Origin of the sequence: Methylophilus sp. Leaf416 (assembly GCF_001424665.1) — a bacterium.
GTDB lineage: Bacteria > Pseudomonadota > Gammaproteobacteria > Burkholderiales > Methylophilaceae > Methylophilus.
In genome coordinates, this window is the sequence record NZ_LMQS01000003.1 from 1 (window position 1) to 12894 (window position 12894).

The following is a 12894-nucleotide window of genomic DNA, read 5'->3' on the forward strand; positions in this document are numbered from 1 at the left end:
CAAGGTCACGGTGTAAACCAGGTTGTTACCTTCAACAACGCTGTCGTCACCTGGGCCAGGCTGACCTGGTTCTACAGTCACAACAGTCGCTTTGTCRTTATCAACAATCACACCAGTACCAGTCGCACCACCGATAGTCAGTGGCAGMGTCTCGTTCAGTTCAACSAKMGTGTCATCCACTGTWGGWACTGTCACWGTAAAGCTGCTYACACCWGCWGGAACAGTRATYGTWCCGTTGGCATTCAAYACYACGCCATTGCTRAATACKGCTGTWCCGTAGTCAGCGGATGAGGCTGTACCACCGCCCAAACTGTATGTATAGGTAGTTGGGGCATTGGTAGCTGTACTTAGAGTCACTGTGTAAACCAGGTTGTTACCTTCAACAACGCTGTCATCACCTGGTCCAGGTTGACCTGGCTCAACTGTTACAACTGTTGCCCTGTCGTTATCAACAATGATACCTGTACCTGTCGCACCACCAATAGTCAGTGGCAGAGTCTCGTTCAGTTCAACCAGCGTGTCATCCACAGTTGGTACTGTCACTGTAAAGCTGCTTACACCAGCTGGTACTGTGATCGTGCCAGTAACTGCATTGTAAGTAACGCCGTTGCTGAATACTGCTGTGCCGTAGTCAGAAGCTGAAGCTGTACCGCCACCTAGGCTGTAGCTGTAAGTAGTTGGAGCATTGGTTGTTGCACTCAGGGTCACTGTATAAACCAGTGAAGTGCCCTCGATTACACTGTCATCACCAGTACCAGGCTGACCTGGCTCTACCGTCACTACTGTCGCTCTATCGTTATCTACAATCGTACCAACGGCAACTACACCACCAACATTTAATGGCAGGGTCTCGTTTGGCTCAACAATGGTGTCATCCACTGTAGGCACAGTGACTGTGAAGTCTTTTACGCCAGCAGGAACTGTAATGGTGTTATTACCTGCGTTGTATGTCACACCATTGCTGAATGTCGGAGGAGTGACATAATCAGCCGCAGAGGCAGTACCTCCACCCAAGTTGAAGCTATATGTAGTTGGTACATTGGTTGTAGCACTTAGAGTTACGGTGTAAACCAGGTTGTTACCTTCAATCACTGAGCCACCAGCTGGGCCAGCAGTCACAGTGTCTACTGTGGCTCTGTCGTTATCAACGATAATGCCTGTACCTGTCGCACCACCAATAGTGAGTGGCAACGTCTCGTTCAGTTCAACAATAGTGTCATCTACTGTAGGTACAGTCACTGTGAAATCTTTAACGCCAGCAGGTACTGTAATGGTGTTGTTAGCTGAGTTGTATGTCACGCCATTGCTGAATGTTGGAGGAGTTACATAATCCGCAGCTGATGCTGTACCGCCACCAAGTGTAAAGCTGTATGTAGTTTCTGCGTTTGTTGTCGCACTTAAAGTTACTGTGTAAACCAGGTTGTTACCTTCAACCACTGATCCACCATTTGGACCTGCAGTTACAGTGTCCACAGTCGCTCTGTCGTTATCGACAATGATGCCTGTACCAGTTGCACCACCGATAGTCAGTGGCAAGGTTTCGTTTGGCTCAACAATGGTGTCATCTACGGTTGGCACTGTTACGGTGAAGCTGCTCACACCAGCTGGCACGGTAATCGTGCCGTTGGCATTCAAYACYACGCCATTGCTGAATACGGCTGTWCCRTAGTCWGCAGTYGASGCTGTACCRCCACCCAGGCTGTAAGCGTAGGTAGTAGGTGCGTTGGTGGTAGCACTCAGAGTCACTGTGTACACCAGATTGTTACCTTCAACGACGCTGTCATCATTGGGGTCGGGAGTGCCTGGCTCTACAGTCACTACAGTAGCTCTGTCGTTATCGACAATGATGCCTGTACCGGTTGCGCCACCGATAGTCAGTGGCAAGGTTTCGTTTTGTTCAACAATGGTGTCATCCACAGTTGGCACTGTCACAGTGAAGCTGCTGACACCTGCCGGTACGGTAATAGTGCCGTTGGCATTTAATACCACGCCATTGCTGAATATGGCTGTGCCGTAATCTGCAGCAGAAGCTGTTCCACCACCCAAGCTATATGTATAGGTTGTGGCTACGTTGGTAGTGGCACTCAACGTGACCGTGTAAACCAGGTTGTTACCTTCAACAACGCTGTCACCACCCGGTCCAGGCTGGCCTGGCTCTACAGTCACGACTGTCGCCCTGTCGTTATCGACAATGATGCCTGTACCGGTTGCACCACCGATAGTCAATGGCAAGGTTTCGTTCAGCTCAACGATGGAGTCATCCACAGTTGGCACTGTCACGGTGAAACTGCTTACACCAGCAGGCACTGTGATTGTGCCATTGGCATTTAATACCACACCGTTGCTGAATACGGCGGTGCCGTAATCAGCGGTGGAGGCTGTACCGCCACCTAGGCTGTAAGTAAACGTCGTAATTACATTGGTAGTATTACTCAATGTGACGTTGTATACCAAAGCCGCACCTTCGATTACGCTGTCGTCCCCCGTGCCTGGCTGACCTGGTTCTACGGTCACAACTTCTGTGTCGTTATCAACAATAACACCTACGCCAACCACACCACCTACGTTGATTGGCAAAGTCTCGTTAGGCTCAACATCGGTGTCATCGACAGTTGGTACTGTCACAGTGAAGCTGCTAACACCGGCTGGCACAGTAATAGTGCCGTTGGCATTCAATACCACGCCATTGCTGAACACAGGAGTACCATAGTCTGCGCTGGAAGCCGTTCCACCACCTATTGCAAACGTATAAGTTGCTGGTGCTTGAGTAGGAGTGCTTAAGCCAACGGTAAATACCATTGAGCTACCTTCAATCACACGGTCGTTACCGGGAATGGCTGGGTTACTTGGAGTAACGAAATCAATAGTGGGGTCTTCAGGAAAATACTGATAGTTAGGCAAAACTGATAAAGGAGGCGTTTCCACGAAGCCGCTTCCACCATCATAGGTTGCGCCAGTCACACTTTCAGAAATACGATCCAGGTTAACAAAACTGGCGTTACCATCACTACCAGCCTCACCTGCAGCAGGCGCATCGAGAACTTCTGTGATATCACGGCCTTCGTTCAATGCAGTTAAAACTGCATCAAATACAGCCTGATTCACCGCATTTTCTGTTACATCTGACACATCGACTTGCGCCAAATTGTCAGTAATCTTAATTGTTTGCGCTTCAGCAAAATTTACTGTTTCACCGTTTGCAAGTTTGACAGTCACTGTCGCTCCACTTGCCGTGATTACCTTATCACCAGCATGAAGCACTTCGCCTACCTGTAACATATGACGGTTGCCATTTGCATCCACCACAATTGCCATACCTTGAACATTCGTAACAGTACCAATCACTGTAGCCATTTTTTTCCCCAATAAAGGTTGAGAGAGTTTTGATAGTGTCGTATTTAACGCGAATACAAACAGAAAATCTATTGTACTGAAGTACAATATTGAGCATTCAATACGGGTTTTCGAATGATTTTAAAAACAACTTTACCAATCACGAAAATTCAAAAACCCATAAAAAAAGCGAAGCCATTTCTGGCTTCGCTTTTTTTATTAATACAACTAGTTTTTTGTTATTTGTTTATTCAGCTACTGATTGAAAACGAATAACTTCAACGCGGCGGTTTGCGTCATTACCATTAATTGGATCATTTTCAGCGATAGGTTGAGAATAACCATAACCTTTAACTACGATACGATTTCCATCCAATCCTTTTTTGATCAGGTAGTCTGCTACAGCCTTCGCGCGCTTCTCGGAGAGTAAAAGGTTATACTTCTCTTTTGAAGTATTGCGTTTGTCTGTGTGACCAGCGATCTCAATCTTATCGTTGCCCCACTCTCTCACTACATCATAAACGATGTCAAGATCCGCGTAAGACTCTGGCAAGATAATAGCGCTATTGGCCTGGAACAGTATGCGTGGTGTGAACTTCATGGTCGCTTTTTCTGGACCTTTTGGTTTGAAGGCTTCGCCTTCCCAAGGTTTAGCATTTGCCAGCAAAGCAGCCTTATCAACAACCACTTGCGTTGGAGCGATAGCCTTACATACATTTTCGCGATCTAAATATTCTTCACGTGCATACTCACCAACGTCAGCACGACTCACACCCAATTTACGCAGCAACAAACCTTGACCTGCGTAAGTTCTGGCATAAGAGGTACTCAAATCCATTTCGGCATTTGTAAAGTTACGGCGGGCTTGAAAATATTCGTTTTCGGTATCCAACAAGTCCAACAATGTACGTTGACCGATATCATATTGTTTACGGTAAGCAAGACGCGCATTCTCAATCGAATCCTGATGCTGTTTACGGTAAGCAACTTGCTCATTTAACTGACGAATATTGTTGTAAGCGATTGCCACCAATTGACGTGTATCGATACAAGCTTTGTCACGCAAGTCATGTGAACGGTTAAGTTCTTGAGAAGCAGAATCTAAATTATTTTTATCAGTGAAGCCGTTGAAAATATTCCAGCTAGCGGTAACTTCAAGTGTATCTGCAGCAAGTATGCTGTTTCTGCTTGCATCATTCACATCAAGGACTTTACGCCCTTGTAAATCCAGACGCGGCATAAAAGGAGCCTTGCGTCCGGATACAGACTTTTCAACTGCAACAATATTTTCGATAGCTGCAAGAATGTTCGGGTTTTGTTTGTATGCTGTATCAAGCACCTGGTCCGCACTCTCGGACAAACCCTCACCAGTCATTTGCACTTCAACAACATTTTCAGGAGGCAATTCGCCTACTAAACGTTGGAAGCGTGCTGAAACGTCAAAAAGATTCGTTGTTTCAGTTAACAGATTTGCTTCAGCCAACGCTAAACGACCAGTAGATTGCTCCAAGTCAACTTTTTTACCTACACCTGCATCCACTCGGGATTTGATTTTTTCGTGAACCTGTTTGTGCACTACAAAGTTGTCTTGCGCATACGCCACCAGACGGCGATAGCGTAATAAATCATAATAAGCAGTGGCAGTATCTAAAGCGACACTTTGCATTTGCCCTTGCAGATCATAGAAGCGAGATTTCGCAACGTGATCCAGACGACCTACTTCTGCAGGCGTTGCCAGGCCGTCAAAAATCATTTGACGCAAAGTAAGTGTGGATTGCTGATTTGGAGAGTTAGTATTATTAATATTTACAGGAACTACACGCTCCTGATTTCTAAAAACTTGATCAACTGTCACATTTGGCAGGTATCTACCTTTCGCAGCAGCTTCATCAAATTCAGCGCCCTTATAAGCATGAAAGCGGGCTTGAACCTCAGGGTTCTCAGACACCGCTTTCTCGATTATTTTCTCCAAAGTTTCCGGACTTGCTCCCCAGGACACAGATGAGTAGGAAAACACTCCTATTATTAGTGCAGAGGCAATTTTTTTTAGTTTCATGTGCAGACTCTTAACAAGTTATTAAAGATTTATCCTGAAGTCAGTATAACTACAGTATTGTTAAGGCACAAGAGTATCCCACCCCATAAAAGTGGTTTTAATTAAGGGGTTTAGGGGAAAAAGTCACAAATCTGAACTTTGAGACTATTGTGCATAAAGAAAAATCCCTAAAATCTGTTTATTTTCATAAAATTGATACAAATTTAAAGCATCAATTTTATGAATTCAGGTGGGATTTGTTTGAAGTACCGGTTTTGACGGCTTTATCAAGCTCGAAATGTCCTTGAGGAGACTGGCCTTGTAAGACCAGCGCCAAATGCAAACGGTCCCTCACTTTTAAAGTATCGAAAACAGAAGTCAAATGGGCTTTAACGGTGCGCTCAGAAATCGAAAGTGTACGGGCTATTTCCTTATTGCTGTTTCCTTTGGCTGCTTCCAGAGCCACCTCACGCTCACGTTTGGTAAGGCCTTCCAATACCTCATCAAGCACATCCACAGTCTGGCGTGAGCCACGCGCAGTTAATGTGATCAGGTGTTTTAACAAATCACGCCCCAGCCAGATACCGCCATGGGAAACGACACTGTAAACTTCTTTCATGACTTGATGATGCGCATAAGCATGCAAATAACCTACGACGCCTAGCTCCAGCGCTTGCATAGCTTCAGCCTGCTCGGGGTTGTTAGACAGTACAATCACTTTCGCAGATGGAATCAAGGACAACACTTGTTGCACCTGAGTACGCCACTGGTTGCTGCTTTCCAATTGCGCATGTACCCATACTACAGTTGCACCAGCTACATCGGCAGAAACCACTTCCGCACTGGTGACCAATTTAGGAAATGCTTTCAGCCAGGCTTCTACAGGCTGCTTTAATGAAGTAATAAAAATATGTTTCATAGATTAGCGCTCGGTTAATGCATACGATTTAGCCTTAAGCACAGGTTTAAGCAAGTAGGACATTACCGTTTTCTTGCCCGTCAAAATATCTACCTGTGCCACCATACCAGGAATAATTGGCAGATGGTCGCCGATATTATTCTTTATTGTTCTTACTTTAACGACATAAAAAGCATTTCCTTTATCGTCAATCGTCGAATCCGCTGCAATATCTTGCACTTCACCATCCAGGCTGCCGTAAATACTGTAATCATAAGCAGTAAGCTTCACGATCGCAGGCTGTTTGGGGCGAATGAATGCAATATCCTTGGTTTGGACTTTAGCTTCGATCACCAGTGCATCATCAGATGGCACCACTTCCATCACTTCCTTGCCCGCCTGAATGACGCCGCCAACAGTGTTGTAATATAGCTTACTGATTTTGCCATTTACAGGAGAAAGTAGTGTTGACTGTTTCACTTTATCGGATAACGCCAGGCTGGACTGTGTCAGGCTGTTGATTTTGGCGGTAGTCTCGTTCAGGTCGGTCCGTACCTTACTCATAAAAGTCTGCTGTGCTTCCGACACTTTGCGACGTGCTTCGGAAATGGCAGCCGTCAACCGGCTCATTTGCGCTGAAGCCTGGTCTATATCACCCTTGGCTCGATTGGCTTCACGCTCCAGACGCAGGATTTCAATTTCAGAGACGGCGCCACTGTTCAACAGAGGGCGATTCGCAGCAAGTTCGCGGCTGTTGGAGTCGTAAGTCTTGATTGCCACCTCTTTTTTAAATTGCACTTCTGAAAGCTCACGCTCTCTTTGAGACAATTGATCCCTGGCAATATTGACTTGTGAATCCAGCTCGGCGCGCGCAGCATTAAATAACTGCAGTTCTTGCAAATAAGTATCAGGGACTTTTTGCTGCACTTCACTTGGCGGATTATAGGGACCGCCATTGGCCAATGCCTTTAAGCGTGACTCCTTGGCTTTTAGTGACAAATACTGGCTTTCATTTTCTTTCAGAGAAGAAATCGCACGCGTCTCATCAATTTTAATCAACGGTTGCCCACGTTTTACGGTATCTCCCAGCTTAACCATGATATCTGTCACGATACCACCGTCCAGTGATTGCACAAGCTGGATCTGACGCGATGGAATCACGCGGCCTTCACCACGAGTCACCTCATCAACTTCAGCCAGGTTGGCCCACACCAGCAATACCACGAGAATAATCAGGATCGCGTACATGATTAATTTTGCATGCAACATGCTATCTTCAACCATCACATCATGCGCCTGCTCAGACCATGACCGGTTTTCTGATGTATCTGTTTTAATTATTTTGTCTACCAATAGATGCACTGGTTTGCCCATGCGCATCCAAATGCTGTCATTTTTAGTAACGTCACCAAACTTATCGAATATTTTTTTTGCCATGATGTTACCTTGCCTTACCCACTTTACCCGCACGCAACGCCGCGGTGACATCTTCTTTAGAGCCGTCAGCCACAATCTGCCCGGAATCAATCACGATTAAGCGCTCTGCCAACTCCAGCATGCCGTTACGATGACTAATCACAATCAGGGTTTTATTGGCGGATGCTTCAGCAATCCTGTTTTTAACGTTTTCTTCTCCCGAGTGATCCATCGCACTGGTAGGCTCATCCAGCAACACAATCTGCGGACTGGTCACAAAAGCACGCGCAATCCCCACACCCTGGCGCTGGCCACCGGATAGCGTATCGCCGCGCTCACCCACTTCCAGGTCAAAGCCTTTCGGATGCGCATTTACAAACTCGGCAATCCCGCCCACTTGTGCCGCATTCAACACAGCATTATCGTCTGCATGTTGATGACGCAACGTAATATTGTCTCGCAATGTGCCATAAAAGAGGTGGTTATCCTGCTGCACATAGCCAATACTACGGCGTAATTCGGCCGGATCAATCTGCCGCGCATCAATGCTGTCAATCAGAATCGCGCCTTCAGTAGGTTGATACAAACCAAGAATTAACTTGTTAATCGTCGTCTTGCCTGAGCCCATACGCCCAATAAGCCCCACATGCTCGCCCGGACGAATCCTGAAAGAAATCCCATTTAATGCCAACTCATCTGTACCGGGATATTTAAAAGATACATTTTTAAATTCGATTTCGCCTTTAAAAGCGGGACGAGAGAGAAAGCTCACATCTTTACCGCGCTCGACCGGTTTTTCCATGATCGCCTCTAACGACTTCAGTGAAGTCGCAGCAGTATGGTATTGCGTAAACAGGCTGGCGATCTGTGAAATCGGCGCTAATGCGCGGCTGGTCAATTGTGAACAGGCAATCAGGCCACCCATGGTCAGGTCGCCGTTTGAAATCAGGTATACACCGAGGATAATGATGGCTACGCTGATAATTTGCTGTAAGGCATAAGAGCCATTGGTGATTGAGGAAGACAATAATTTGAGCTTGCTGCCGACTTCAGACAGGAAGAGCGCGCTACGCTCCCATTTGCCCTGCATCTGTCCTTCGATTCCCATGGATTTCACCGTTTCCAGGCCGACCAGGCTTTCAATCAGTGTCGCATTACGTTGTGCACTGGCCCGGTACATGGTCTCGGACAAGTCATGCATTTTGCTTTGCACGCTGAGTGAGTAGATCAATACCACTGCGCCGCCGATCAGGGCTGGCAACACCATAAACGGACTGATCCAGGCAATCACAATCAGGAAAATAATTCCGAATGGCAAATCGATCAGCGTCACTACCGTGGCCGAGGTGATAAAGTCACGCACGCTTTCGAATGAACGCAGGTTGGAAGCGAAGGAGCCGACTGATGTTGGCTTGGCATCATAGCGTGTACCCAGTACCTTCTCCATGATCTGCCCACTGAGCTTCACATCGATACGTGCACTGGCCCAGTCCAGGAAATAGGCGCGCATGGAACGCAACAGCAAATCACCCAGCACAATCAGGCCTACACCAATGCCCAATACCCACAAGGTTTCCACTGCTTTGTTAGGGACTACGCGGTCATACACATTCATGGTAAACAACGGCATCGCCAGCGCAAAGATATTGATCAGCAAGGCTGCGACCATCACATCGCGATAAATGCCTTTATTCTCGGCAATCGTGCCCCAGAACCAGTGCCGGATCTTCACCCTGCCGACCTCTGGTGTGCGCGCATCAAAAATATAGTTTTGTTTGGTGACCAGCGCGTAGCCCGTATATTCTGCAGCGAGATCGGCCAGGCTCATGGTCACAGGCTCTGGTGACAAGTCAGGGAAAACCACTTGTGCAAAATGATGGCTGTCATCGACTTTTAAGAGCTGGCAGGCGCGATGATTTTTCAGTAACAGGGTGATATCTGTTTGCGGCTGGTTCAGGGCCGTGATTGCAGCTTGCTGGACAGTGACGTCGAGACGTAGCCGTTCGGCAGAGCGTTTAAACAATTCGGGATTGAGCTTGCCATCTTCAAGAGGCAAGCCGGAGGTTAACGCATCCCGAGTGGTAGCCAGTCGATTATGACGGCAGATGTAAAGCAGACACTCGAGTAAAACGTCTTTGTCAGTTTGATTAAAATATTGCGTCGTTTCCATGGCTTTGGCTTTTTATTGTCCTTATCAACGGCTCATACTTAATATTAAGCAGCTTCGATTATATGTAGTGTCAACCCCACTCAATCCGTTGAGTATATGGCAAAAATCCTGCGAATTACAAAGATTGACAATGTTCATCACTCCCCAAATTGCAGATTTTCCTGCACAAATGGGCCTGTCACTGCTGCAATACCTACAGAATTTAAGCTATCCAGCTCTTGCTGATCTTGCACCCCTTCTGCTATCGGCATGATGCCCATGGTGCGCACCATCATGCACAAGCCGCGTAACAATGATTGCTGCTGTGGACGCAAATGAATATCGCGTATCAGTGAAGCATCAAATTTAACGAAGTCTAAGCCCAGCTCATGCAAGTCGCCCAGTTGCGCCAGACGCGTCGCCACGTGCTCCATACCAACCACACAGCCCAGCGATTTCACCAAATGCACAAATTGCTTGAATTGGACAAAATCACTAAACGCCGCTTCTTCAGATACTTCGAAACTCAATCTGGCAGGCTGCTTGACGTTGAGGATCAAACTTTGCAGTTTGTCTTTATATTCATCGCTACGCATTGCGGCAGCAGAGACATTCACACTCAAGTTAGCATTATTTTTATCCAGCATATCGACAGCATACTCCAGCGCCAGGCCATCCAGCGTTTTGATCATATCGAGCTGGCTGGCCCAGTCAATAAAGGCACCCGCTGCCAGCCATTGATCGCCTTCATCGATATGCAGGCGTAATGGGCACTCATAATGCAGCAACTGTTTGTCTTTTTGCATGACCGGGTAGCGCGCGAGCTTGATCTGTTTATGCTCGATGGCATGCAGGAACTGTTCTTTCCACTGGCTGAGGTAATTCTTTCTCGAAGTCACAATACTGTTTGCATTCATCACACGCATAGGCAAGGCGGCCTGGTCACCAGCCAGGTCGAGGATAAACTGCATCACACGGTGGATATCGACAAAATCATCACCTTTTTTGGTTTTGGTATGGGTGACTACGAACTGGAATTGAACGATCTGTTGCGCTGCATTCAGTTTTTCAAGGACCAATTTGAGTTCTGAAGCCACACTGAAATCATCCAGCGGTTGACGACTGAAAATACCAAACTCGCTGCCGGAGAGCCTGCCACAAACCACATCAGGGTAATGCGCCATCTGTTGTTCCAGCGCATCACCTACTTTTTTAATGAGTTGATTCGTCACGCTATAGCCAAGCTGTTTGTCTATATCTGACAGATTGCGCAACTGCACCAGGGTCAACATACCCTCAACAAAACTGTCGTTTTTCAATGCGACTGACGCAGTATTGGTAAAGTGCGATTGGTTCATCAAACCGGTGACTTCGTCATAGTTGATCTGCTGGTTCAACACATTCAAGCGCTCAGATTCGTCAGTCACCATTGATTTCACACGGTCAGACAGCGTGTTCATGGTGCGCACCAGTTTCTGGAATTCTTCTGTTTGTGGCTCTTCAATCGTAATGTATTTACGTTCACCGAGAGACTCTGCCTGCGCTATCACATCATCCAGTGGTTTAAGGATTTTCTTCAACCAGAAGCCGGAAACCACATAACTCATAAAGGCGACGATCAGTGTCCACAGTACCGCATGGCGTGAAGTTTCCCATAATTGGTCATAGGCCAGCGAAGGTTCGCTCTCCAGTTCCAGCGTGCCATACTGCTGCCAACCGGATTGGATGTTGGCGATACCTGGCTGAATGTTGACAGAGAAAAGCGATTGAAACCAGGCCGGTGCCACAGAGTGCGGATTGCGGTTGACGCGTTCAATCATAGTTTTGTTATCAGGCGAGATAATCGCGATGCGACGGTAATGGCCCATATCAAACTGGGCGCTGATAATCAGTTCTACCGTGACATTATCTTTCTGGATATTTGACAAGGTAATCGCCAGCCCATTGGCATTATCGTTATTTTTTTTCTGCAATTGCTCAGCCATAAAGCGGTGGTCATCGTACACTCCCAGAAACAGGCACCCCGCTGCCACCATCAGGATAATGACAGAAATCGCTATGCGTATTTGTTTTATTAATGACATGTTCTAAGCCCTCTTTTTTCTTGGGGTAAACTCATCGACAACCCGGCTCTCATGCAGGCTTTAATCATAAGCCTAGCATTAACTTTCCACGTTAACCATATCTTAGCCAAGGTTTTCAAATATTCCAGTTGGTTCAGGTATCTAAGCATTCTCATTATTCCAGTCCATCCTGCCGCATGCGTGTCAGCACATCGCGCCACTTGGAAATATTATTCGGTGACCCGGCACGCATATTCGGGTTATTGGCCACAAACAGGCCTTTTTCGTTAAAGCTGAACACAGGGAATAAATCGCCGCGCCTGGAAGCCGGCAATATTTCGAAATTCAGGTTATCCAGAATGAGCGGGTCGCTGGTCGGCATGGCGTAATAGGCCAGTACCATGTGCGGACGGATGTTTCCACTAGGCATGCGTGCGCGGACGTAGGTCAGTCGTAGCTTATCTTGCGGAATGCCAAGTTTTTTGAGTAAGGTATATTTTGCGATACTGAAATCTTCACAGTCGCCCGCGCCTTTACCGAAGGTTTCCAGTGGGCTTGCCCAGTAATCGTCTACGCCCCATAAATTGATATCATCGACAAATAATACATGCTGGTTGGTGAAATCATTGACCATGCCGATCTTGGTCATTTCACTGGCATTTGCCAGCTGGCTATACAGCTCGTTCAGACGCATGACATTCTGATATGCCTCTTCCCCGTAACGTTGCCGGACCTTCTCCAGCATCGCCAGCACGTAATCATCCGCCAGTATCTGCGACCATAGCAGACACAGCGACAGGCAAAAGCCTGCCGCAATACTAATGAAGGATGGAGAGTGGCGTCTCATGTGCAATAGATTTCCAGTGAGCGATTATGTCACGGCACTGGCAAGCATAATTTGCCAAACAAAGTGGTTTTCATCTGCAAATTCGCTCATCTGTAACGGTACTCTAACCCATGCCTAGGGTGAAAAGGCACATAACCGCACAAGAATAGAAAA

The 12894-nt window shown here is 46.9% G+C and carries 7 protein-coding genes; all 7 read right to left on the bottom strand.

Features of this window, described 5'->3' with window-relative positions:
* A partial coding sequence (locus ASG34_RS08000; protein ID WP_156376470.1) for a retention module-containing protein occupies nucleotides 1-3354 on the bottom strand: 3354 nt, incomplete at its 3' end.
* 226 nt (nucleotides 3355-3580) lie between these two features.
* On the bottom strand, nucleotides 3581-5389 hold the full coding sequence (locus tag ASG34_RS08005) for a TolC family outer membrane protein (RefSeq protein ID WP_055829218.1): 1809 nt from the start codon (nucleotides 5387-5389) through the stop codon (nucleotides 3581-3583).
* A gap of 217 nt (nucleotides 5390-5606) precedes the next feature.
* Nucleotides 5607-6287: a response regulator transcription factor gene (locus ASG34_RS08010; RefSeq protein WP_055829221.1), complete on the bottom strand. Its 681-nt coding sequence runs from the start codon at nucleotides 6285-6287 to the stop codon at nucleotides 5607-5609.
* A gap of 3 nt (nucleotides 6288-6290) precedes the next feature.
* The gene (locus tag ASG34_RS08015) at nucleotides 6291-7703 is read right to left on the bottom strand and encodes an HlyD family type I secretion periplasmic adaptor subunit (protein ID WP_055829222.1); all 1413 of its coding nucleotides are present in this window, start codon (nucleotides 7701-7703) and stop codon (nucleotides 6291-6293) included.
* A 4-nt stretch (nucleotides 7704-7707) separates the two neighbouring features.
* Nucleotides 7708-9852 carry a type I secretion system permease/ATPase gene (locus tag ASG34_RS08020; protein WP_055829224.1) on the bottom strand — a complete coding sequence of 715 codons (2145 nt, stop codon included), beginning with the start codon at nucleotides 9850-9852 and terminating at the stop codon, nucleotides 7708-7710.
* Nucleotides 9853-9989: 137 nt separating this feature from the next.
* The gene (locus tag ASG34_RS08025; RefSeq protein ID WP_055829227.1) at nucleotides 9990-11915 is read right to left on the bottom strand and encodes an EAL domain-containing protein; all 1926 of its coding nucleotides are present in this window, start codon (nucleotides 11913-11915) and stop codon (nucleotides 9990-9992) included.
* 154 nt (nucleotides 11916-12069) lie between these two features.
* Nucleotides 12070-12741 carry a transglutaminase-like cysteine peptidase gene (locus ASG34_RS08030; protein WP_055829230.1) on the bottom strand — a complete coding sequence of 224 codons (672 nt, stop codon included), beginning with the start codon at nucleotides 12739-12741 and terminating at the stop codon, nucleotides 12070-12072.
* Nucleotides 12742-12894: the final 153 nt, after the last annotated feature.

What these genes read in the sequence shown, in the direction of transcription:
- ASG34_RS08005 (WP_055829218.1), bottom strand. Translation starts at nt 5,389, where the DNA reads ATGAAACTAAAAAAAATTGCCTCTGCACTAATAATAGGAGTGTTTTCC.
- ASG34_RS08010 (WP_055829221.1), bottom strand. Translation starts at nt 6,287, where the DNA reads ATGAAACATATTTTTATTACTTCATTAAAGCAGCCTGTAGAAGCCTGG.
- ASG34_RS08015 (WP_055829222.1), bottom strand. Translation starts at nt 7,703, where the DNA reads ATGGCAAAAAAAATATTCGATAAGTTTGGTGACGTTACTAAAAATGAC.
- ASG34_RS08020 (WP_055829224.1), bottom strand. Translation starts at nt 9,852, where the DNA reads ATGGAAACGACGCAATATTTTAATCAAACTGACAAAGACGTTTTACTC.
- ASG34_RS08025 (WP_055829227.1), bottom strand. Translation starts at nt 11,915, where the DNA reads ATGTCATTAATAAAACAAATACGCATAGCGATTTCTGTCATTATCCTG.
- ASG34_RS08030 (WP_055829230.1), bottom strand. Translation starts at nt 12,741, where the DNA reads ATGAGACGCCACTCTCCATCCTTCATTAGTATTGCGGCAGGCTTTTGC.